This is a genomic window from Heliomarina baculiformis (assembly GCF_019966545.1).
GTDB lineage: Bacteria > Pseudomonadota > Alphaproteobacteria > Rhodobacterales > Rhodobacteraceae > Heliomarina > Heliomarina baculiformis.
On sequence record NZ_JAIMIC010000008.1, the window covers coordinates 1 to 23,180 of the forward strand.

The following is a 23,180-nucleotide window of genomic DNA, read 5'->3' on the forward strand; positions in this document are numbered from 1 at the left end:
GAAAACCTGCAAGAGTTCATCGAAATGGACCGCGACCGCGCGCGTTGACCTCGCTGTGGCCTACGCCGGATGCTTACCTTAAAGGTCGACGTAACTGTCGATGTTCATTGACACCATCTACATTGGGAAAAGAACATAGACCGCCGAGGGAGCTCCGGGGTCACTTAATGGTAGGGGTAACGCCCACAGTCTTATTGAAGACCTCGCTCAGCACTGATTTGGCCGTTTCTGCGTCCTCCTCCCGCACAAGGATACAGTCATGGATCGGCAGAGCTGGAATGTCGTAGTGCTTCCCGAGTTTGAGAAGGGTGTCTGACATCATGTCCGACTCTACTGCTTGGAGCTTCAGACTGTCCCAGCCTTCCTCTTGGAGCTTTCTGAGTACAGGGTGCCGTCTTAGGATGGCGGCATGTTCCGGCGCTCTCTTGTCCGATGAAACTTCGACTTCCGAAAGTTCAGGGGCACATCCACGACCGACCCAAATGCTAATGGTTTTCTTCACCGTTTCTCTTGGCACGTCGTCGACCAAGTAAAAGTCCGAATTCGCGTCAATCGGGGTATCAGTCAGGCCATACAGCATTGTTAGCTGGCACGCTGATATGTCCAACTCACGAGTGCGGCTTCCGTTGATCGTTATGTTGAAACGATCCTCCTTGGGCCAGCTAAGATAGGTATTGCCCGAAGCATAAAATCTTCCGCCAAAGTTCCAGTCGAATCCGGAAGCATTTCCGTTGTTGAAGCTGCGATAGAGGTAGGGAGGTGGTCCGAAGCTGAAAACCTGATCCGAAAGGTAGGCGTTGATATCGCTCACTTCCGCCGACATTCGGTCCAGCTTGGGGCCTTTCGGCAAAGTCATAAGATCGCCTTTGTGCCCACCTTCGTTTTTCGATTTCCGAAGCAAGACCGGCGACAACATTGGCAAAGACCGTTTGAAGTGCAGGTTGGCAGAGAATGGTTCGATGCCGTGAGCAATTAGTCGATCAAGCAGTTTTGGCGTTGCCCTGAGCCTTGTAGCCCAATTCGAGGATGGTGTGTCCGGATGAAATACAGCACCATCGAAGTCATCGGTGCCTCGAAAGCCATCTACGACTTCGATAAGGCCCATAGAGCGCCATGCGTTCTTGAGGGCGTCGTAATGTCGGCTTTCAGCTACGGTATGTTTGAACGCATCCCGATTACTGGATCGGTAGCAGTATCGCTCGGCTGCACGGTTGGTTGCGGCAAACGTTAGGTCCCCTAGAAGGGCTCCAACTGTCCTGTCAAACCTGTCTCTTGCTTCAGTCTTGAACCCACGCTGACGTGTGCCTGTGTCTTTCAGAAACAAGACCGTCTCTTCTGACAGCGAGGACGCCAATTGCATCGCTTCAGGTGAATGAGCCTCAAGTAGCAGGTCAGCCAGATTGGCCGCTCTCAGCGCTTCGGGGTCGCGATCAATGTTGTGTTGCTCGCTAGGCAGCATCAGCCCTCCTGCTGGAGTGTCTTCGGGTATGTTGGGCAGTCACAGCGGGTAAGAGAGGTTTTTAACTGCATCTCGGGAGTCAATTAGACGAAGTGTCTGCATGTTGATCTTTCGAGCCCTACACAGGTTCTTTTGGTACATCGAATGCAATTTTCAATAGTGCCTCGTGGAGTTCTTCTAGTCTAACGGGGCTACCGTATCCTTCTGACGAAGACCGCTCGCTGGAGTGGCCGAGTAACGCCAATTCCACTCGCTCGCCAACGCGCGCTGCCCTGAGCGCATCCTTCATGTTGTGTCGAAGGCTGTAGACGACGTGTTTAGGGTTCTTTGTGTGTTTCCGGAGGCGGGCTCGTACCGTGTTGCTAAAGTTTTCGTGGCTCTTCGTAGCTACATACTTGGGGAAGAGGGCGCTATGGGGGCCGGTCGCTGATTCCAGGCGCTGAGCGACCTGAAGCGCTTTGCCGACGAGCGGCACCTTTCTGATTCGTGACCGATCCTTCACAGTCCTTAAACCATGCGGTTTAATCTCAAAAAACGGAATGGCTCCATCTAGGTTTAGGTCATTTGCCGTCAGGCCCAAGACTTCGGCAGACTGACAGCCTGAGTGATGGATTAGCGTCCAGATGTCCTGAAGAACCTGATTGTTTTCTAATTCTGAATACATCGCCAGAATGACTTTGGAAGGAAGCGGGTGGCGTCGGTCCACTGCCGCATCTGTATCCTTAGGGAAGTTCAGTCTTTGGAACGGATTATTTGCGTCCATGTCATGCTCCCGGATGGCCAGAGAGAAGACAGCTTTGACATCGTTGATGTAGCGCTTGGCCGATGCAGGTGTCATCCTGTTGAGGAGATTGTCCCTCAAAGCTCTAGCGTGGTTCCGGCCAACCTTCGATATGGTAATATCTTGTCCAGTAACCTTTAGGAGTTCCGCCATTATGCGGTCGAACCGTTGTTCTTGTTTTTTTAGCTTGTACGGATCGGGCTCTCGACGTTCTGAAAGGTAGAACGCAAAAGCCTGGGAGATCGACAGTTCTGCTTCTAAGCTATGAACGCCGCTATGCAGAGCTGAGATCATCGCTCTGTCCTGGAGGCTGACATCCTCTGGGTCGGGGTAGCCGGTCGCGGGGTTGGTTGGATATTTACCCAAAATACGTTCGGCTTCCTCGGAACGCGACAGGCGTTCGTCTGGGGTATCACCGGGAGAGTATGGGGTCAGTTCTAACTCGTAGAAGTGTGCTTCGATGTCCGCTTTGATCCTGACCAAGTCTGCGGCATTTTGCTTTGGGGTGGCGGATCGTAACAGACGTTCGACGTGATCGTGATACGGGCCATAATTGCGGAGGGCTTCTTGCTCGGTTTTCCCGAGTACTTTCACGAACTCAGTTTTGCCCAGCGCCGATTGAAGACCTTTTGGTACACGTCGGCGATATTTCCGGGTGCCGTTTGCTTCTGTCCGGAGGTGCTTGATAACGAAAGCTCTTGTCATTGGTTTTGTGGACCTGAATGTGGACCTCCATAGGTCTTACATCCAGAAAAACCGTTTAAATTCAACCAGTTAAGCTTAGAGCGTTGGTGCCCAGGAGAGGACTCGAACCTCCACATCGTTGCCAATACTAGCACCTGAAGCTAGCGCGTCTACCAATTCCGCCACCTGGGCAGGTGTCGTGAGCCGTGCACTTAAGGATTAGCGAGCGGGGTGTCAAACGGATTTTCGCGGAGTCAGGTAAAGTTTTTTGCCTTAACACGAAGATAATCTGCCGGGCGTCCGGGTTTGTGCTGTGGGTGCGGGCGAAACGCGTCGATTTGCGCCTTGTTCGCAAGGGCGTAGAGCGGTAGATCACGGTAAAAGTCAGTTACGGGAGAGCACGGATGTCCAGACTGGTGACGATCATTGGCGGGTCCGGCTTTGTCGGGCGGTACATTGCCCGGCGGATGGCCAAACAGGGCTGGCGCGTGCGCGTCGCGGTGCGCCGCCCCAACGAGGCAGCTTTTGTGCGCCCCTATGGCGCGGTCGGCCAGGTTGAGCCTGTGCTATGCAATATCCGCGACGATGCTTCGGTTTCCTCGGTTATCAAGGGCGCGGATGCGGTGGTGAACTGCGTTGGTATCCTCGCCGAGAAAAGCCGCAATACATTCGACTCGGTCCAGAGCGAAGGTGCGGCCCGCGTGGCGCGGCTGGCGGCTGTCGAGGGTGTCGATCATCTGGTTCAGATTTCGGCCATCGGCGCGGACACCGAAGCCGAGAGCGACTACGCCCGGACCAAGGGCGAAGGCGAAGCGGCGGTGCTTGAGCATTTCCCGTCGGCGGTGATCCTTCGGCCCTCGATCATCTTTGGCGCCGAGGACCAGTTCTTTAACCGCTTCGGCGGCATGGCGATGTTCTCGCCGGTGGTGCCGCTGGTCGGGGCAGAGACGCGTTTCCAGCCCGTCTACGTGGACGATGTCGCCGAGGCTGCCGTCAAGGGCGTGCTGGGCGAGGCCGCACCGGGCATCTATGAACTTGGCGGACCCGAAACCGCGACCTTCCGCGGCCTGATGGAAAAGATGCTGGGCATGATCCATCGCAAGCGCGTGATGATCGGCCTGCCGTTCTTTGCCGCGCGGATCATGGCCGGGGGTCTCGACCTGCTGCAGTTCCTGTCCTTCGGGATCTTCCGCAACACTATGCTGACGCGCGATCAGGTCCGGAACCTGGCGGTCGACAACGTGGTGGCCGAGGATGCCAAGGGCTTTGACGATCTGGGAATCAAGCCGGTCGCAATGGAGGCGATCCTGCCGGATTACCTGTGGCGCTTCCGCCCTTCGGGTCAGTACGATGCGATCAAGCAGTCCGCAGGCAACCTGCGGACCTGATCGCCTAGCTATAGGCGTAGACCAGCAGGACGACGCCCAGAATAACGCGGTAGATCACGTAGGGCGTAAAGCTGACGCTGCGCAGCAGGCGCATCATCAGCGTCAGCGCCAGCAGGGCCGAGCCAAAGGCAAAGAGCGCGGCCAGTGCGGCGTCGTGAACCGCGCCGTAATTCGCATCATTGACCACGTCCGCGCCCAGCAGGACCGCCGAGGCAAAGATCGTCGGAATCGACATCAGCATGGCCAGACGTGCGGCGTCTTCGCGATTGTAGCCCATCTGGCGAGCGCCGGTGATGGTGATGCCCGAGCGCGAGGTGCCCGGGATCAGCGACACGGCCTGCCATAGCCCCATTTTCAGCGCATCGCCCTTGGTCCAGTCAGAGGCGGTCTTGTGTTCGGCGCCGCGTTGGTCGGCCCAGTAAAGCACCAGCCCGAATATCAGCATGGTCCAGCCGATCACTGCCACCGAGCGCAGGGATTCGTCGATCCCGGTCAGGTGCAGGAAGGCACCGACGATAACGACCGGAATGGTCGCGATCACGAGGCCAAGGGCGAGTCGCGCGCCGGGGGTATCGACGCGCCCGCGAAAGAGACGGCCCAGCCCGGCCAGCGCGCTGCGCACGTCGCTCCAGAAATAAACGACCACCGCGCCAAGCGTGCCGACATGCACCGCCACGTCGATCAGCTGACCCTGATCGTCCAGCCCGGTCAGGCCGGGGATAAGGATCAGGTGGCCCGAGGATGAGATCGGCAGAAACTCGGTTATGCCCTGAATCAGGGCAATCAGTATTAGCTGAAACAGAGGCATGGGCGAAGGGACCGGTATTTTGGAGCGGTTTCGAGAATCATGTATAAGTACCTAAATTGAATGGAAAGCGGACATTTAGGTCCGGTTTGATACCTAAAAAAGAGTTTTGATCGCCACTTTTTGTCGTCAGGCGGTCGAAAAACGTGAAATAGGTCAATATAGCTGACTTTTCATCCTTTCATGCTTTGTTTAAATGATGCCGACTTCTTACCTTTTTCTGGAGACCGACTCGTGGCCAAACAGCCGATGCTCAAATTTGTCCAGATTGACCGGGATATGCCGGAGAAACGTGACGCTAATATGCGACGCGAAGATTTTCATGAAATTTATGCCGAGTTCGCGGACGCAAAGGCCAAAGAACAGGCGAGCCGGTGCAGCCAATGCGGTGTTCCTTATTGCCAGAGCCATTGCCCGCTGCAGAACAATATCCCCGACTGGCTGCGCCTGACCGCCGAGGGGCGGCTGCAGGAAGCCTATGAGGTCAGCCAGGCGACGAATACCTTCCCCGAGATCTGCGGCCGTATCTGCCCGCAGGACCGGCTTTGCGAAGGCAATTGCGTCATCGAACAGTCGGGTCATGGTACGGTCACCATCGGGTCTGTCGAAAAGTACATCACCGACACTGCCTGGGAAAAGGGCTGGGTCAAGCCCGCCAACCCGTCGCAGGAGCGCAAGGAGAGCGTGGGCATCATCGGCGCGGGCCCCGGCGGTCTGGCGGCTGCGGATGTGTTGCGTCGCGCCGGCGTGCAGGTCACGATCTATGATCGCTATGATCGCGCGGGCGGGTTGATGACCTACGGCATCCCGGGCTTCAAGCTGGAAAAAGACGTGGTGATGCGCCGCAATGACCAGCTTGAACAGGGCGGCGTGACCTTCAAGCTGAACTGCACCGTGGGCGAGGATATTTCTTTCGAGGAAATCCGCGAGACCCATGATGCGGTGATCATCGCCACCGGCGTTTATAAATCGCGCGAGTTGGGCGGGCCGGGCAGCGGAGCCACGGGCATCGAGCGGGCGATCGATTTCCTGACCGCGTCCAACCGCAAGAGCTTTGGCGACGAGGTCGAGGATTTCACCAATGGCCGGATGAATGCCGAGGGTAAGAACGTCGTCGTGATCGGCGGCGGCGACACGGCGATGGACTGCGTGCGGACCTCGATCCGTCAGGGTGCGACGAGCGTCAAATGTCTTTACCGTCGCGACCGGGCGAATATGCCGGGCAGCCAGCGCGAAGTGGCCAATGCCGAGGAAGAAGGCGTTGTCTTTGAATGGCTTTGCGCGCCCAAGGGGTTCGTGGCCAAGGACGACAAGGTCAGCGGCGTGATGGTGCAGAAGATGCGTCTGGGTGCACCGGATGCCTCGGGCCGTCAGGCGCCAGAAGTGATCGAGGGTGCGGATTACGTCGAAGAGGCGGATCTGGTCATCAAGGCGCTTGGGTTCGAGCCGGAAGACCTGCCGACGCTCTGGGATCAGCCGGAATTGACCGTGACCAACTGGGGCACGATCCGGGCCGAGTTCACCACCGGTCAGACCGATCTGCCGGGCGTTTACGCGGTGGGCGATATCGTGCGCGGCGCGTCGCTGGTGGTCTGGGCCATTCGCGACGGTCGCGACTGCGCCGACGCGATCCTGCGCCAGTTCGGCAGCCCTGTTGCAGTTGCGGCGGAATGACAGAATCTGGGGCGTGATTGCCGTACACAGGCTGTACACCCCCTGTACACCGCCGCGCTGCGGCATCTGAAATACCCAAGCGTCACAAGGTCAGCGTTGCGGACCCGGTTGGCGAGACCCAGGCAAACGGATCAGTGACATGACGATGCGGACCGGAAAATGCATGTGTGGCGCGGTGGAATTCACGGCGCAGGACGTCCCTGAGGGGTTCGGCATCTGCCATTGCGAAATGTGCCGCCGATGGACGGGGTCCGCGCTGATGGCGGTTTCGGTCCCGGTCAAGGGCGTGACATGGAAAGGCGAGGCGCATGTGCGCACGCTGCAGAGTTCCGACTGGGCCGAGCGGGCGTGGTGCCAGCGCTGCGGCACGGGGTTGTATTATCACGTCACCGCCGATGGTCCGATGACCGAGAATTACGAGATTCCGATCGGGCTGTTCGACGATACCGAAGGGCTGGTTCTGAAGCGCGAGATCTACATCGACCACAAGCCGTCCTGTTTCGACATCGCGGGCGATCATCAGCGCATGACTCGCAGCGAAGTGATGAAGATGTTCGGTATCGAGGACGACGCGTGAGCGAGGCGGTGCAACATGGCCGTTGCCTGTGTGGTGCGGTCACGGTCTCGGGCCGTCTGGGCCACGAGATGAGCGCTTGTTTCTGCACGATGTGCACGCGCTGGAGCGGCACCGTGCAGATGGGCATCGACGCCCCGGCGGATACGGTTACCGTGAGCGGCCCGGTCAAGACCTATCGTTCTTCCCCGTTTTCGGAACGCGCCTGGTGTGACACCTGCGGGTCGGCGCTCTGGTTGCGTGACGACGGTGGCGATTATGAATTTGTACCCGGCCTGTTTGAAAATGCCGGGGGCGGACGGCTGACGCGTATCGTCTATGCCGACCGAAAACCGGACGGCTGGGACATTGCCGATGGGCCCACGCGTGTAACCGCCGCCGAATACGAAGAGAAACACCCGTTTATACCCGAAGGAGAAATGCCATGACTGCTTATGATGAGAACTGGGTGCGCGCGGAAGAAACCAAGCGCAAGTGGATGGCAGAGAATTCGCTCTATACCGAAGAGAGCGAGCACTCCTCCTGCGGTGTGGGGCTTGTCGTGTCGGTGGACGGCTCGAAAAGCCGCAAGGTCGTGGAATCCGGAATCAAGGCGCTCAAGGCGATCTGGCACCGGGGCGCGGTGGACGCGGATGGCAAGACCGGCGATGGCGCGGGTATCCATGTGCAGATCCCGGTGCCGTTCTTCTACGACCAGATCAAGCGCACGGGCCATGAACCGCGTCAGGACGAGCTGATCGCCGTCGGGCAGGTGTTCCTTCCCCGCACGGATTTCGGCGCGCAGGAGACCTGCCGGACCATCGTGGAATCCGAAGTGCTGCGGATGGGGTATTACATCTATGGCTGGCGCCACGTGCCGGTGGATGTGACCTGTCTGGGTGAAAAGGCCAACGCGACCCGGCCCGAGATCGAGCAGATAATCATCTCGAACGCCAAGGGCGTGGACGAGGAAACATTCGAGCGCGAGCTCTACGTGATCCGTCGCCGGATCGAGAAGGCCGCCGCCGCTGCCGGTGTCGGGCAGCTTTATATCGCGTCGCTGTCCTGCCGGTCGATCATCTACAAGGGCATGATGCTGGCCGAGCAGGTCGCGGTTTTCTACCCCGACCTGATGGACGAACGGTTCGAAAGTGCTTTTGCGATCTATCACCAGCGCTATTCGACAAATACCTTCCCGCAGTGGTGGCTGGCGCAGCCGTTCCGGATGCTGGCCCATAACGGCGAGATCAACACGCTCAAGGGCAATACCAACTGGATGAAGAGCCATGAGATCCGCATGGCGTCGTCGACCTTTGGCGAGATGGCCGAGGATATCAAACCGATCATCGCGGGCGGGTCCTCGGATTCGGCGGCGCTGGATTCGGTGTTCGAGGTGCTGGTGCGCGCGGGGCGTAACGCGCCGATGGCCAAGACCATGTTGGTGCCGGAGTCGTGGTCCAAGCAGGCGGTGGAGCTGCCCGAGGCCTGGCGCGACATGTATTCCTACTGCAACTCGGTGATGGAGCCGTGGGACGGTCCGGCCGCGCTGGCGATGACCGATGGGCGCTGGGTTTGCGGTGGTCTTGACCGGAACGGTCTGCGCCCGATGCGCTATGTGGTGACGGGCGACGGGCTTCTGATTGCCGGGTCCGAAGCGGGCATGGTCCCAATCGACGAATCCACCGTGGTGGAAAAAGGCGCGCTGGGCCCGGGCCAGATGATCGCGGTCGACATGCAGGATGGCAAGCTGTTCCACGATGTCGAGATCAAGGACCGGCTGGCCGCCGCGCAGCCGTTCGGCGAATGGGTCGGCAAGATCAACGATGCGGACGAAGTGCTGGCCGGGGTCAGTGAAAAGCCGCTGTTCTCTGGCGAAGAGTTGCGCCGCCGCCAGATCGCGGCCGGTTACACTATCGAAGAGCTGGAACAGATCCTGTCGCCGATGGCCGAGGACGGCAAGGAATCTCTGGCCTCGATGGGGGATGACACGCCAAGTGCCGTCCTGTCGAAGAAGTACCGCCCGCTGAGCCATTTCTTCCGCCAGAACTTCTCTCAGGTCACCAACCCACCGATCGATTCCCTGCGTGAATTCCGCGTGATGAGCCTCAAGACACGGTTCGGTAACCTCAAGAACGTGCTGGACGAGGACAGCAGCCAGACCGAGATCGTGGTGCTGGAAAGCCCGTTCATCGGCAATGCACAGTTCGAGGCGCTGACCACGCAGTTCAACGCGCCGATGACGGTGATCGACTGTACCTTTGAAAAGGGTGAAAGGGCGCTGCACGGCGCGCTGGCGCGGATCCGGTCCGAGGCCGAGGACGCGGTGCGTTCGGGCGCCGGGCATATCGTTCTGACCGATCAGGACTCGGGCGAGGGTCGCGTCGCGATGCCGATGATCCTTGCCACCAGCGCGGTGCACAGCCACCTGACGCGCAACGGGCTGCGGACCTTCTGTTCGCTGACGGTGCGTTCGGCGGAATGTATCGATCCGCATTATTTCGCGGTGCTGATCGGCTGCGGGGCGACCGTGGTGAACGCCTATCTCGCCGAGGATTCCATTGCCGACCGGATCGAGCGCGGCCTGATCGACGGGCCGCTGACCGAGGCGGTCATGCGCTATCGCGATGCTATTGATGCCGGTCTGCTCAAGATCATGGCCAAGATGGGGATTTCGGTCGTGTCGTCGTACCGGGGCGGGCTGAATTTCGAGGCCGTGGGCCTGAGCCGTGCGATGTGCAACGAATACTTCCCCGGCATGACCAGCCGGATCAGCGGCATCGGCGTGAGCGGTATCCAGCGGAAGGCGGAAGAGGTGCATGCGCTGGGCTGGGAGTCCGGTCTGACCACGCTGCCCATCGGCGGTTTTTACAAGGCGCGCGCCAGTGGCGAGACCCACGCCTGGGAAGCGACCTCGATGCATATGCTGCAAATGGCCTGCAACAAGGCGTCCTATGAGCTGTGGAAGCAGTATTCGCGCAAGATGCAGAGCAACCCGCCGATCCACCTGCGCGATCTGCTCGACATCAAGCCGCTGGGCAAGCCGGTGCCGATCGAAGAGGTCGAAAGCATCACCTCGATCCGCAAGCGTTTCGTGACGCCCGGCATGTCGCTTGGGGCGCTGTCGCCCGAGGCGCACAAGACGCTGAACGTGGCGATGAACCGGATCGGGGCGAAGTCCGATAGCGGCGAAGGCGGCGAAGATCCGGCGCATTTCGTGCCGGAGCCGAATGGCGACAATCCCAGCGCCAAGATCAAGCAGGTCGCGTCGGGGCGGTTCGGTGTCACCGCCGAATACCTCAACCAGTGCGAAGAGCTTGAGATCAAGGTCGCGCAGGGCGCCAAGCCCGGTGAGGGCGGCCAGTTGCCGGGGATGAAAGTCACCGACCTGATCGCGCGTCTACGCCATTCGACCAAGGGCGTGACGCTGATTTCACCGCCGCCGCACCACGACATTTACTCCATCGAGGATCTGGCGCAGCTGATCTATGACCTCAAGCAGATCAACCCGCGCTGCAAGGTGACGGTAAAGCTGGTCGCGTCTTCGGGCGTGGGCACGATTGCTGCCGGTGTGGCCAAGGCCAAGGCGGATATCATCCTGATTTCGGGCCATAACGGCGGCACCGGGGCTTCTCCGGCCACGTCCATCAAATACGCGGGTCTTCCGTGGGAGATGGGCCTGACCGAGGCGCATCAGGTGCTTGCGATGAACAAGCTCCGCGAGCGCGTCACCCTGCGCACCGACGGCGGTCTGCGGACGGGCCGTGACATCGTAATGGCGGCGATGATGGGGGCCGAGGAATTCGGCATCGGCACCGCCGCGCTGATCGCGATGGGCTGCATCATGGTGCGTCAGTGCCAGTCGAACACCTGCCCGGTGGGCGTCTGTACGCAGGACGAGGCGCTGCGCGGCAAGTTCACCGGCTCGGCGGACAAAGTTGTCAACCTGATCACCTTCTACGCCACCGAAGTGCGCGAACTGCTCGCGGCCATCGGTGCCCGGTCGCTGGACGAGGTGATCGGTCGTGCGGATCTGCTGGCGCAGGTTAGCCGCGGGTCGGCGCATCTGGACGATCTGGACCTTAACCCGCTGCTGATCACGGTCGATGGGGCCTCGCGCATTCGGTATGACCGCGAGAAAGAGCGCAACTTTGTGCCTGATACGCTGGATGCGGAGATCGTGCGTGACGCGGCGCGCTTCCTTAAGGATGGCGAGAAGATGCAGCTTTCCTATGCGGTGCAGAACACGCACCGCACGGTGGGCACCCGCACCTCAAGCCTCATCGTGCAGAACTTTGGCATGCGCAACGCGTTCCAGAACGACCACCTGACGGTGAAGCTGCAAGGCTCGGCCGGGCAGTCGCTGGGGGCCTTTGCCGCGCCGGGTCTGAAGCTGGAAGTGTCCGGCGACGCGAACGACTATGTCGGCAAGGGGCTGTCCGGCGGTACGATCGTCGTGCGCCCGCCGATGGCGAGCCCGCTGAAAGCGAGCGAAAACACCATCATCGGCAACACCGTTCTGTACGGGGCGACCGACGGGTATCTCTTTGCGGCCGGTCGTGCGGGCGAGCGTTTCGCGGTGCGTAACTCGGGTGCCAAAGTGGTGATCGAGGGCTGCGGGTCGAACGGGTGTGAATACATGACGGGCGGCGTGGCCGTGATCCTTGGGGAGATCGGTGCGAACTTTGGTGCCGGGATGACCGGGGGGATGGCCTATCTCTACGATCCCGAGGGCAAGGCCACGACGATGATGAACCTTGAAACGCTGGTCACCTGCCCGGTGACGGTGCCGCACTGGGAGTTGCAGCTCGAAGAGCTGATTGAGCGCCATGTGGCCGAGACCAACAGCCTCAAGGGGGCCGATATCCTGCAGCACTGGGATCTGGAAAAGCAGAACTTCCTTCAGGTCTGCCCGAAAGAGATGCTGAACCACCTTGCTGCGCCGCTGAGCCTTGAGCAGGGGGCCATTCCGGCAGAGTGACGGATCAAGGATAGAAGACGGGAAGGGGCCGCATTTGCGGCCCTTTTTTCATGTGTTCTGTTTCGGGTGCGGTTGCGGAAGCGCAATCGACGACTTCGATGAGTTCAGGCATTTTGCGTGTTTTGCAGGCGCCAGGATCACTGTGGCGAAAATGTATATGAGTTCCGTTCAGGTAAACTTGCCTATTCATGTTTACACTTATAGGTGGATCTAAATATCCTTTCGCTGCATGCGTAAATGCATGTGTCGGGCCTCGGCGCTGTCGGGGCCGTGTGAGCGGCAGCGGTCGCGGCGTGCAGAGATTGCGCCGCTGCCGGATAGGTTTCACCGCGCATGAGATCGTCGTCATGCCCAGAGATTGTACGAGTGTCCCATGAAAGAGTTTGACCTGATCCACATCGGCCATGGAAAATGCCTGTCGACGTTCATGCAGGAACGCTGGAACCGGTCGGATCGTTACAACTTTTTCAACGGTGTCAGCGCGGGGGATGCGCTTTCCAAGGCGTTCATGGCCGGGGCCCGTTCGCCGGACGCGCACAAGATCGACATCAACCTGACCGCCGATAAGCCCAATGTGCTGTCCTATGAGTGCTTTACCTATTTCGGCTGCGCGGAGGATACGCCGGAAGAGTACCGGCATCTGACGCTTGAACGGCAGGCATTCATTGCGGCAACGCTGTCGCAGCTTTCGCGGACGGCCTTGTTGATCCTTCGGAATCCCGTCGACTGGATCAGGTCGGCGCATGCGCAATACATCAAATATGGCGGGTCCCTGAATCTTCAGGGATATTTCGCCGCCTTTCGCACGCCCTTGCTGGATAATCTGCGGCTGGATCGGATCCTGCCAATCTGGCGCGACAACGGGTTCGAGCCGGTGGTGCTGGCGATGGAGGATTATACGCGCGATCCGGAACGGTTCTGGCGGCAGTACGAAGCCCTGACAGAGCTTCCTGCGCCGCATGACATCGCTACGGATGCTCAGAGCGACAACCGCACGGACCATGGCAATCTGGAAACCCGGGCGGCCACAAATGCTTTGATCGATACGCTGATCGGCGCGATGGAGCGGAACCAGTTGTACAAGAACAGTCCGCCGCATCAGAAAGAGCTGGAATCGCTATCCACGGTGAACGAGCATTTCCGGACGTGGACCCTGCGCCGGGCTTTCGAAGCCATGGGCGAAGAGGAGTTCGACGACCTCCGGTCCCAGCTTGCGCTGAGCGAAGATCAGAGTTTTCGTGAGCTGGCGCTTGATCCTTCGGACGCTGATCTGCTGGCGGAATGCTATCTTGAGCCGTTGCGGGAGTTTTCGGCGTTCGAGCCCTATTTCGAGAGCTATCGAAAAAGCCTGATCGCGGCGGCGGCGTAAGCGGTCGCCGGGATTTTGTCGGGGTCACTGTCCGGGGGGGCGGGTCGGATATTTTCCGTCCCAGACGTTGCGCTGATAGGAGCGGCAACTGCCGCGACCAAGCTTTGGTCCTGCGCACATGGTCTGACAGCAGGCCGATGCAGAAAAACCAAATAGCCAAGGGCCGCGTTGCGCGGCCCTTGGTCTGGATGATCAGGCGATCATGCTTTGCGACGGTGGCGACGCAGAACGGCGATCCCGCCGAGGGCGGCGCCCAGCATCGGCAGCGACGCAGGCAGCGGCACTGGCGTTGTCGCGTTCACGACGACATTGATGCCGGTCGAGGCGACAGAGTTGCCATTGTAGAAAGCTTCGAATTCGATGCGGTAATTGCCAGCCACGCTTGGGTCGAAGGTGGCGAGCGGCGACATGAAGAAGCCGTCGCTCGGTTCATTGAAGAATTCATAGTTCCAGGAATTTTGCGCAACGGATGACGTGCCGAGATAATAAGCATATTCCGAAGGGCTGGCCGCGACGATGCCATCGCCATTGCCGGTTGCCATATTGCCAAGTGCATGGTCCCAATAGGGCTGGTTGATCGGGTCGAAAGCAAAAAAGTCGGTGCCTGCACCCGCATCACCGTCAATGCGCATTTCATAGGTTAGCGCGTTGAGGCTGGTGTTGTTGAAGGAGGGTTGAGTGAAGTCGAGTTCTGTCGCGACGCTCCAGTCAAAGCTCCAGACCGGGGTGGTCGGGCTGTTTTTATCCCAGTTGAAACCGCCGGGAGCGGCGCCTGCGTCGAAGGTATAGGTGTCGACGCCGTCGTAGTTATAGGTGGCGCTGGGCGCATTGTTTTCGTCAAAGCGGAGCTTGGCGCGCAGGCCAACTTCCAGTTTGGCATCGGGACCGGTGATGTTGGGGCCGTTATAGCTGCCGGTGCCAACGGTAAAGCTGCCATTGGTATTGCCCGATCCGAAGACGATGTTCGGCGAGATATCGGCCGCCTGTGCCATGCCTGCGGTCAGGCCACATGCGATGACACCAAAATATACTGTCGAGATTAATCTGATTCGTCTTGCCATTTGTCCCTCCGAATTTTGGCTTCCGTCAATTCCGGCCACCGTATGGCAAAACATTGCCATCTCAATGTTTTTTAAACAAAAAACCCCTTTCTGAGGGGCGGGGAAGGTCGAATGCAACTATGCCGGTTTTTGCCTTGGTTCGGGGAGTCGTCAGGGCTGCGCCAGGAAACAAATGCCGACTGTTTCCCCGTTTCCTTTGATTCGGAGAGAAGCGGTATGGCTGGTTTGGTCCGTTCGGAATGGAGCATCTGTTAAGCTCTTTTCCGCCGCCGCGTCTGCGCGTAATGCTGGGCCATGGCAAAGGCATCCTCTACCGCCCGCAAGAGCAAGCGTCCCGCCAAGGGGAAAACGCGTCGATTCAAACAGCGTAGCCTGAAGGGGTGGCTGTGGTTTCTGGCCACGCGCGCCGTGCTGGTGGCGGTGGCCTTGGCGCTGTTCGTGGTGCTGCTTTACACCGTGGTAAACCCGCCGATCACCCATACGATCTGGGCGGAGCAGCGGCGGCTGGGTTCGGTCGAGCGGGAATGGGTAGCGATCGAGGACGTGGCCCCCGAGATGGCGCGGGCCGTGGTGGCGGCGGAGGATGCGAATTTCTGCCTGCACTGGGGGTTTGACGTGGAGGCGATCCGCAAGGCGTGGGACGCGGGGGCGGCGCGGGGCGGGTCGACGATCAGCCAGCAGGTGGTGAAGAATGTCTATCTCTGGCAGGGGCGGAGCTGGATCCGAAAGGCGCTGGAGGCGGGTCTGACGCCCTTGGTCGAGGTGATCTGGTCGAAGCGGCGTATCGTCGAGGTCTACCTGAACGTCGCCGAGATGGGTGACGGGGTGTTCGGGGTGGCGGCGGCCTCGGAGCGTTATTTCGACCGGGCGCCGGATAAGCTGACCGCGCAGCAGGCCTCGCTGATCGCGGCGATCCTGCCGAATCCGCGCGAACGGTCCGTCACGCAGCCGTCGTCATTCGTCCGCAAGCGGGCGGCGTCGATCCGGGAGGGGGCGGCCACCATTCGCGCAGATGGGCGCGCGGCCTGTTTCGAGGATTGAAAATCCCTGCCGCAACAGGCATTGCTGGTGAGGCTTTACTGTAACCAGGATCATCATGGCCCGACTGTTTCACGTCCCCCTTTCCCCCTTTTGCCGCAAGGTGCGTCTGAGCCTTGCCGAGAAGAAAATAGAAGTGGAGCTGGTCGAGGAGCGCTATTGGGAGGCGGATCCGGATTTCCTGCGCCGCAACCCGGCGGCGAAGGTGCCGGTGCTGAAGCTGGACGGCAGGATCATGGCCGAGTCCGCGGCGATCTGCGAATATATCGAGGAGACCCGCCCCGAACCCGCGCTGATGCCGAAAGATGCCGAGGGGCGGCTGGAAGTGCGTCGGCTGGTGGGCTGGTTTGACGACAAGTTCCATAACGAGGTGACGTCGAAGCTGCTGTATGAGCGGGTCAACAAGAAGGTGACCGGTGCGGGCTATCCGGACAGCAAGAACGTCAAGGCCGGGGCCAAGGCGATCAAGTATCACCTCGACTACATGGCCTGGCTTCTGGATCACCGGCGCTGGCTGGCGGGGGACAGCATGACGCTGGCCGATTTCGCCGCTGCCGCGCATCTGTCCTCGCTGGATTACATCTCGGACGTGGACTGGAACCGGTCGGCGGCGGTCAAGGACTGGTATGCGAAGATCAAGTCGCGCCCTGCCTTCCGGTCGATCCTTGCCGACCAGATTCCCGGTTTCCGGCCACCGCCGCATTATGCCGATCTCGACTTCTGAAAAGGGGGCGCTGCCCCCGTCCTGCGGACTCCCCCGGGATATTTTTGACCCAAAGAAGACATGGATGTTCTGAAAGAGCAGCTTGTGGCGCAGGCCCTGCGCGAGGGGTTCGTTGCCTGCCGGGTATGTCGGCCGAGCGATGTGCCGGAGGTTGCCGGCCGTCTGGCGGCGTTTCTGGAGGCGGGGTATCATGGGCAGATGGGCTGGCTGGAAGAGCGGTCGCACTGGCGGGGCAATCCTTTGGCGCTCTGGCCCGAGGCGCGGTCGGTGATCATGCTGGCGGAGAGCTATACGCCGGAGGTCGATCCCCGGGCGGTACTGGCGCGGCGGGAGCGCGGGGCGATTTCGGTCTATGCGCAGAACCGCGATTACCATGATCTGGTGAAGAAGCGGCTGAAGCGGCTGGCGCGCTGGCTGATCGAGGCGTCGTCCAAAGGCGGGTGCCGCGACGGGGAGGGGCGCTGGGTTTCCTTTCCGGAGGTGGCCGCGCCGGAGGTGAAGGTGTTTGTGGATACGGCACCGGTGCCGGAGAAGGCGCTGGGGCAGGCGGCGGGTCTGGGCTGGCAGGGCAAGCACACCAACCTGTTGAGCCGGGACTGGGGGAACTGGGCGTTTCTCGGCTCGGTCTTTACTACGCTGGAGCTGCCGGTGGACGGGGCGGAGCGGGATTATTGCGGATCCTGCCGGGCTTGTCTGGACGCCTGTCCGACCGATGCTTTCCCGGCGCCTTACCGGATGGATGCGCGGCGCTGCATTTCCTATCTGACGATCGAGCATAAGGGGCCGGTGGCGCCGGAGTTGCGTGAGAAGATGGGCAACCGGATCTATGGGTGCGACGATTGTCTGGCGGCCTGCCCGTGGAACAAGTTCGCGGTGGCGGCGAGCGATATGCGCTATGCGGCGCGCGATGATCTGGTTGCGCCAAGGTTGGCCGAGTTGGCGGTGCTGGACGATGCGGGGTTCAGGGCGATGTTCTCGGGCTCGCCCATCAAGCGGATCGGGCGGGACCGGTTCGTACGCAATGTGCTCTACGCGATTGGCAATTCCGGTGAGGCGGCCCTGTTGGAGGTGGCGCGCGGGCTGGTCGGCGATGCGGATGCGACGGTCGCCGATGCAGCCGTCTGGGCGGTGGAGAGGTTGCAGGCATGACGATCTTGCTGGGGGTGGATACGGGCGGCACCTATACGGATGCCGTTTTGCTGCGCGGTGAGGATGAGGTGATCGCGAGCGCCAAGGCGTTGACCACGCGGCAGGATCTGGCCATCGGCGTGGGCGAGGCGGTGGGTGCGGTTCTGGGAAAGGCCGGGGTGTCGGCGGCGGAGGTTTCGCTGGCCTCGCTGTCCACGACGCTGGCGACGAATGCGCTGGTCGAGGGGCAGGGCGGGCGAGTGGCGCTGGTTTACATCGGGTTTCGTGAAGAGGATCTGGCGCGGCACGGGCTGGCGGAGGTTCTGCGGGGCGATCCGTCGGTGGTTCTGGCCGGGGGGCATGATCACGCGGGTGGCGCGGTGTGCCCCCTGGATGTGGCGGGGTTGCGCGGCTTTCTGGACGAGGTCGCGGGCGGGGTGTCGGCCTTTGCCGTGGCCGGGCAGTTCGCCACGCGTAACCCGGGGCATGAGATTGAGGCAGCGCGGGTGATAGCAGAAGTGACCGGGCTGCCGGTGACCTGCTCGCATCAGCTGTCGGCCCGGCTGAACGGGCCGAAACGGGCGGTGACGGCGGTGTTGAATGCGCGGCTGGTGGGGATGATCGACCGGTTGATCGGGCGGGCGCAGGATGTGCTGGGCGAGATCGGGGTCACGGCGCCGATGATGGTGGTGCGCGGCGACGGGGCGCTGATGTCGGCGGAGCAGGCGCGGCTGCGGCCCATCGAGACTATCCTGAGTGGCCCGGCGGCCAGCCTTGTAGGCGCGCGCTGGCTGACCGGGGCGCAGACCGCGCTGGTGTCGGATATCGGCGGGACAACGACCGATGTGGCGATGCTGCGGGAAGGACGGCCTTTGATCGATCCGGGGGGCGCGCGGGTTGGCGGGCATCGCACCATGGTCGAAGCGGTGGCGATGCGCACCACCGGGCTGGGCGGAGACAGCCAGGTTCATGTGGAGGTCGAGGGGCTGCGCGGCGGAGTGCGGCTGGGGCCTCGGCGGCTGGTGCCGGTGGCGCTGATGGCGCGGGAGGCGCCGGAGGTGGTACATCGCGCGCTGGAGACGCAGCTGCGGGCGCAGAGCGTTGGCGAATATGACGGTCGGTTCCTGCGGGCGGTGCCCGGTCTGCCTGCGGGCGGCTTGAGCGCGCGGGAGGCCACTTTGCTGGAGCGGATCGAGGGCGTGCAGCCGATGGGCGCGGTTCTGCGCACGCGGATGGAGCAGGGCGCGCTGGGCCGGCTGGTGGATCGCGGTTTGGTGCAGGTGGCGGGCGTCACGCCCTCGGATGCGTCGCACTTGCTAGGGCGGCTTGAGGCATGGGACGGGGCGGCGGCGGAAAAGGCGTTGGCCCTGATGGCGCGGCGGCGGATCGGGTCGGGCGAGCGTCTGGCCCCGGATGCGGGGGCGCTGGCGCGGATGATCGTGGACCAGTTGACGCAACAGACCGCTCTGGCCCTGTTGGAGGCTGCTTTTGCCGAAGAGGGCGAAGCGTTTGACGCGGCGCCCGAGGTTCTGGCGCGCCATGAATTGATGGCGCGGGCCTTGGCGGGGCATCGCGGGGTTCTGGCGCTTGAGGCGCGGCTGAACGTGGATGTGATCGGGTTGGGCGCGTCGGCCCCGGCCTATTACCCGGCGGTGGGGGAGCGGCTTGGGCGCCGGATGATCCTGCCGGAGCATGCGGGCGTGGCGAATGCGATCGGGGCGGTCGTCGGTCGGGTGACGGTGCGCCGGTCCGGGACGGTGACCTGCCCGGCCGAGGGGCGGTTTCGGGTCCATCTCGCGGAGGGGCCGGAAGATTTCGCGGAGTCCGAGGCGGCGATGGCGCGGCTGGAAGAGGTTTTGAAGGCCGAGGCGCTGGCGGCGGCAAGCGGGGCCGAGGGCGTGCAAATCTCGGTCACGCGGGATGTGCGGGTGGCGCAGGCCGAGGCGCGGGAAGTGTTCGTCGAAGCGGTTGTGACCGTTGAGGCGAGCGGGCGGCCCCGGGTGGCGGCGGAGGTATAGGGGGGCGTTCGGGAAAGTCTCCACATCTTGTGGTTTCGGACCGTCTTTTCTCGACCTGTTGTGGTGCTGGTCCGTCTAGATGTGGACTCAAGCTGTGAATAACTTTATAATTGCAGGCGTCTGGGGCGATTCCCAGACGCCTAATCGCTGCAAAGCAACGATCGTGTCGTCAAACACGCAGTTAGATTCGCATGGGTCTCGCGTGACGGTCAAGCGTTAAGCAGCAAAACTCGTCTGAGAGCGGCAATTTGCCGTTCAATTGAAGGAACCATATGTATGTACTTTAAAATCTATAAGGATGTGTCGCAGCAGTGGCGTTGGACCCTAAAAGCGGCAAATCACAAGACAGTGGCTGACTCCGCGGAGAGCTATTGGAATAAGACTGATGCCATTGCGGGAATCAATCTTGTTAAAGGTGCTTCTAGCGCGCCAATTTACGACCAGTGAAAAAGCCGACGGCGATCATAAATTGATCGCCGTCGAGCGATATTGTCAGTTAGTTAGATTTACTCCGCTGCGGTGCGTTTCGGCAGCACCCAGTCGGGGCGGATGAAATGGCAGGTATAGCCGTTGGGAATCCGCTCGAGGTAATCCTGATGCTCGGGCTCGGCCTCCCAGAAATCGCCGACGGGTTCCAGCTCGGTAACGACGCGGCCGGGCCAGAGACCCGAGGCGTTGACGTCTGCGATAGTGTCCTCGGCCACTTCCTTCTGCGCCTCGTCCACGTAATAGATCGCGGAACGGTAGGAGAGACCTCGGTCGTTGCCTTGCCGGTTCGGCGTGGTCGGATCGTGAATCTGGAAAAAGAACTCCAGCAGGCGGCGATAGCTCATCACCTCGGGGTCGAAGATGATCTCGATCCCCTCGGCATGGGTGCCGTGATTGCGATAGGTGGCGTTGGGGACATCGCCGCCGGTGTAACCGACCCGCGTGGAAATCACGCCGGGCATCTTGCGGATCAGATCCTGCATGCCCCAGAAACAGCCACCTGCGAGTACTGCGCGTTCTTCACTCATGCTACGTCCTCCACCTGGTTGAGATAGTCGCCATAGCCTTCGGCTTCCATGTCGTCGCGATGGACGAAGCGGAGCGAGGCCGAGTTGATGCAATAGCGCAGACCGCCCCGGTCGCGGGGACCGTCGGGGAAGACGTGGCCAAGATGGCTGTCGCCATGGGTCGAGCGGACCTCGGTGCGGATCATGCCAAGCGAGGCGTCGCGCAATTCCTGCACATGGGCCGGTTCGATGGGCTTGGTGAAGCTTGGCCAGCCGCAACCGGATTCATACTTGTCCGCCGAGGCGAACAGCGGCTCGCCCGAGACGATATCCACGTAGATGCCCGGTTCCTTGTTGCCCAGAAGCGCGCCGGTGCCCGGACGTTCGGTGCCGGATTTCTGGGTGACGTAGTATTCCTCTTCGGAAAGCGCGGCGATCTTATCGGGGTCTTTGGTATACTTGGTCATGACTCACCTCTGCTTTGTGGCGTTTGGTTAGTATTTGGCGCTTTCACCGGCAAAATAAAGCCCCGGCGGGCGGGTTCACCGGGAAAGTGATCCGAAGTGGCGGCGGGGCCGTAACAGGTATGACGCGAGAATACGAGGTTTTACATGCTGCGCTTTGTCCTGATGATCTGCGCCCTGCTGGCGGGAGCCGCCGCACAGGCCGGTGCCCTTCGGGGCGAGTTCCAGTCGATTGACGGGGGCGGGTTGTCTCTTGACCAGTGGCGGGGGCAGCCGGTGCTGGTGGTCAACACGGCCTCGCGCTGCGGCTATACCTATCAGTACGAAGGCATGCAGGCGCTTTACGATGCCTATCGCGGGCGCGGGCTTGTGGTGCTGGCGGTGCCTTCGGACGATTTCCGGCAGGAGCTTGGCAGCGCGGAGGAGGTCAAGGAGTTCTGCGAGCTGACCTTTGGTCTCGATATGCCGATGACCGATATCACCCCGGTGCGCGGGGCCAAGGCGCATCCGTTCTATCAGGACGTCAAGGCGGCGACAGGCTTTGTGCCGGGCTGGAATTTCAACAAGGTGCTGGTGGGGCCGGACGGAGACGTCGTGGCCACATGGGGGTCGAACACGCGCCCTGAATCTCAGGAAATCCGGGCGCGCATCGAACCGCTGCTGGCCGATTGATCAGTTGATCGGTGGCTTTTTCACTTTGGACTGCCGCGACAGCTGAACGGCGAGGATGCCAACGGTCACGATGACCACGCCAAGCACGTCCTGCGGACCAAGGCTTTCGCCCAGCAGGACCGCCGCAACGGCAACGCCGAAAACCGGGTTGAGAAAGTGGAAGGTAGCCGCGCGGGTCGGACCGATCCGGTCGAGCAGCATGAACCAGATAAGCGTCGCGAGAATACCCGGGAACAGCGTCGTGTAGGTAAAGGCGAGCACCAGCGGCAGCGTCAAGTTCACATGAACGGTTTCGAACAGGGCCGTGGCGACGAGCAGGATGGCCGAGCCGACGAGCATCTGCAAACCGACGATCATCATGAAATTGCCGCCCGAGGTGGCGCCGCGCACTGCCAGCGTTGCAAAGGTGAGCGCGAGGACGGCGATGCCGCAGAGCATGACACCGTGGATATCGACGCCTTGGCTGATGCGGCTACCCATGATGATTGAAACGCCAACGATGCCGGCCACAAGACCGACGATGCCCATAGGCGCCAGTTTTTCGCGGAAGATCAGCCAAGTCGCCAGCGCGACCAGCAGGGGCATGGTCGAGGCGACGATGGAAGCAAGGCTCGCCTCGATAGTTTGCATCGCATAGAAATTCAGGCCGAGGTAAAGCGCGTTCTGACATATGCCGAAGAGGATCGTCGCGTACCACTGTTTCTTGGTCAGCCGCCAGGACTGGCCCATCATCCGCGCGATCGCCACGCCGATCACGCCCGAGACGAGAAAGCGCATCGCCAGCGAAAACAGCGGTGAGGCGTCTGCGACGATGATACGGGCCGAGGTGAAGGCCGAGGACCACATCAGCGCAAAGGCCAGCCCCATCAGGATCGAACGAATATCCAACTCAGCGCACCCCTCGGGTGCAGGAATGGCTGTGCTGTTTCATGGTCATGGCCTCCTTGCGGGCCAGACACAGCCCTTATCGGGTGCCCAAATCAAAAAGGGCCGCCCGCGGGCGACCCTTTCCGAAATCTAAGAAAGATTCAAGATCAGCCGTTGACGCTGTCCTTGAGCGCCTTTGCGATGGTCATCTTGACCACCTTGTCGGCGTCTTTCTTGAACTGTTCGCCAGTGGCGGGGTTGCGCACCATGCGCTCGGGACGCTCGCGGCAGTAGATCTTGCCAACGCCGGGCAGGGTGACGGCACCGCCGCCAGATACTTCCTTGGTGATCAGGTCGCATACCGCGTCAAGCGCGCTGCCTGCGGTTTTCTTGTCGGTGCCCATTTCTTCTGCAAGTGCGGCGACAAGCTGGGTCTTGGTCATTGGTTTCGACATTTTTGTTCTCCTTCAACTGCCCGCTCTCTTGGGCCTCGTCCCGGATATTTAACGGGATATGGGGGGA

General features: G+C 61.0%; 20 protein-coding genes and 1 tRNA gene. 12 read left to right on the plus strand and 9 right to left on the minus strand.

All coding sequences use genetic code 11. From position 1 onward, the window contains the following. Window positions 1-160: 160 nt before the first annotated feature. The 3 genes from MF268_RS18015 to MF268_RS18025 form a co-directional block, all read right to left on the minus strand. Window positions 161-1,459, minus strand: coding sequence for a hypothetical protein (locus MF268_RS18015; RefSeq protein WP_238372259.1), 1,299 nt, complete (start codon window positions 1,457-1,459; stop codon window positions 161-163). 118 nt (window positions 1,460-1,577) lie between these two features. Beyond that, a complete protein-coding gene (locus MF268_RS18020; protein WP_238372260.1) occupies window positions 1,578-2,945 on the minus strand; it encodes a site-specific integrase in 1,368 nt (455 codons plus the stop codon). 84 nt (window positions 2,946-3,029) lie between these two features. Next, window positions 3,030-3,116: transfer RNA gene (locus MF268_RS18025), tRNA-Leu, on the minus strand. Between the two features lie 212 nt (window positions 3,117-3,328). Here MF268_RS18025 and MF268_RS18030 point away from each other — a divergent pair. Next, window positions 3,329-4,312 (plus strand): complex I NDUFA9 subunit family protein, encoded by a 984-nt coding sequence (locus MF268_RS18030; protein ID WP_238372261.1) that lies wholly within the window; start codon window positions 3,329-3,331, stop codon window positions 4,310-4,312. Between the two features lie 4 nt (window positions 4,313-4,316). On the opposite strand, the gene MF268_RS18035 is transcribed toward MF268_RS18030, so the two are convergent. Continuing rightward, a complete protein-coding gene (locus MF268_RS18035) occupies window positions 4,317-5,120 on the minus strand; it encodes an undecaprenyl-diphosphate phosphatase (protein ID WP_238372262.1) in 804 nt (267 codons plus the stop codon). A 231-nt stretch (window positions 5,121-5,351) separates the two neighbouring features. Here MF268_RS18035 and MF268_RS18040 point away from each other — a divergent pair, with 231 nt between their 5' ends. The 5 genes from MF268_RS18040 (at window position 5,352) to MF268_RS18060 (ending at window position 13,691) form a co-directional block, all read left to right on the plus strand. Further along, window positions 5,352-6,791, plus strand: a complete 1,440-nt coding sequence (locus tag MF268_RS18040) for an NAD(P)-dependent oxidoreductase (protein WP_238372263.1) — start codon at window positions 5,352-5,354, stop codon at window positions 6,789-6,791. Between the two features lie 139 nt (window positions 6,792-6,930). Then, entirely contained in the window at window positions 6,931-7,368 is a 438-nt protein-coding gene (locus MF268_RS18045; protein WP_238372264.1) for a GFA family protein, read from the plus strand. After that, window positions 7,365-7,793, plus strand: coding sequence for a GFA family protein (locus MF268_RS18050; protein ID WP_238372265.1), 429 nt, complete (start codon window positions 7,365-7,367; stop codon window positions 7,791-7,793). The genes MF268_RS18045 and MF268_RS18050 overlap by 4 nt, the downstream gene beginning before the upstream one ends. Then, window positions 7,790-12,322 carry a glutamate synthase large subunit gene (gltB, locus tag MF268_RS18055; protein WP_238372266.1) on the plus strand — a complete coding sequence of 1,511 codons (4,533 nt, stop codon included), beginning with the start codon at window positions 7,790-7,792 and terminating at the stop codon, window positions 12,320-12,322. Before MF268_RS18050 ends, gltB begins: the two co-directional genes overlap by 4 nt. A 373-nt stretch (window positions 12,323-12,695) precedes the next feature. Then, window positions 12,696-13,691: a hypothetical protein gene (locus MF268_RS18060; protein WP_238372267.1), complete on the plus strand. Its 996-nt coding sequence runs from the start codon at window positions 12,696-12,698 to the stop codon at window positions 13,689-13,691. 200 nt (window positions 13,692-13,891) lie between these two features. Here MF268_RS18060 and MF268_RS18065 read toward each other — a convergent pair whose 3' ends face one another. Then, a complete protein-coding gene (locus tag MF268_RS18065) occupies window positions 13,892-14,752 on the minus strand; it encodes a VPLPA-CTERM sorting domain-containing protein (protein ID WP_238372268.1) in 861 nt (286 codons plus the stop codon). Window positions 14,753-15,046: 294 nt separating this feature from the next. Here MF268_RS18065 and mtgA point away from each other — a divergent pair, with 294 nt between their 5' ends. From mtgA to MF268_RS18090, 5 genes are all read left to right on the plus strand, one after another. Then, entirely contained in the window at window positions 15,047-15,793 is a 747-nt protein-coding gene (mtgA, locus tag MF268_RS18070; protein WP_238372269.1) for a monofunctional biosynthetic peptidoglycan transglycosylase, read from the plus strand. Between the two features lie 55 nt (window positions 15,794-15,848). Beyond that, window positions 15,849-16,514 carry an FtsZ-binding protein FzlA gene (gene fzlA / locus MF268_RS18075; RefSeq protein WP_088632367.1) on the plus strand — a complete coding sequence of 222 codons (666 nt, stop codon included), beginning with the start codon at window positions 15,849-15,851 and terminating at the stop codon, window positions 16,512-16,514. Window positions 16,515-16,574: 60 nt separating this feature from the next. Further along, on the plus strand, window positions 16,575-17,663 hold the full coding sequence (queG, locus tag MF268_RS18080) for a tRNA epoxyqueuosine(34) reductase QueG (protein ID WP_238372270.1): 1,089 nt from the start codon (window positions 16,575-16,577) through the stop codon (window positions 17,661-17,663). Continuing rightward, a complete protein-coding gene (locus MF268_RS18085; protein ID WP_238372271.1) occupies window positions 17,660-19,660 on the plus strand; it encodes a hydantoinase/oxoprolinase family protein in 2,001 nt (666 codons plus the stop codon). The genes queG and MF268_RS18085 overlap by 4 nt, the downstream gene beginning before the upstream one ends. A 276-nt stretch (window positions 19,661-19,936) precedes the next feature. Further along, the gene (locus MF268_RS18090) at window positions 19,937-20,107 is read left to right on the plus strand and encodes a YegP family protein (RefSeq protein WP_238372272.1); all 171 of its coding nucleotides are present in this window, start codon (window positions 19,937-19,939) and stop codon (window positions 20,105-20,107) included. A 59-nt stretch (window positions 20,108-20,166) separates the two neighbouring features. Here the strand turns inward: MF268_RS18090 and msrA are convergent, their stop codons facing one another. After that, complete coding sequence (gene msrA, locus MF268_RS18095; RefSeq protein ID WP_238372273.1) at window positions 20,167-20,676, minus strand: peptide-methionine (S)-S-oxide reductase MsrA; 510 nt, start codon at window positions 20,674-20,676, stop codon at window positions 20,167-20,169. Continuing rightward, window positions 20,673-21,122: a peptide-methionine (R)-S-oxide reductase MsrB gene (msrB, locus tag MF268_RS18100; RefSeq protein ID WP_238372274.1), complete on the minus strand. Its 450-nt coding sequence runs from the start codon at window positions 21,120-21,122 to the stop codon at window positions 20,673-20,675. The genes msrA and msrB overlap by 4 nt, the downstream gene beginning before the upstream one ends. Window positions 21,123-21,266: 144 nt before the next feature. On the opposite strand from msrB, the gene MF268_RS18105 reads away from it, so the two are divergent. Then, on the plus strand, window positions 21,267-21,791 hold the full coding sequence (locus MF268_RS18105; protein WP_238372275.1) for a glutathione peroxidase: 525 nt from the start codon (window positions 21,267-21,269) through the stop codon (window positions 21,789-21,791). Here the strand turns inward: MF268_RS18105 and MF268_RS18110 are convergent, their stop codons facing one another. Continuing rightward, window positions 21,792-22,679: a DMT family transporter gene (locus MF268_RS18110; protein WP_238372276.1), complete on the minus strand. Its 888-nt coding sequence runs from the start codon at window positions 22,677-22,679 to the stop codon at window positions 21,792-21,794. It abuts the gene before it with no gap. 146 nt (window positions 22,680-22,825) lie between these two features. After that, window positions 22,826-23,113, minus strand: coding sequence for an HU family DNA-binding protein (locus MF268_RS18115; protein ID WP_088632360.1), 288 nt, complete (start codon window positions 23,111-23,113; stop codon window positions 22,826-22,828). Window positions 23,114-23,180: the final 67 nt, after the last annotated feature.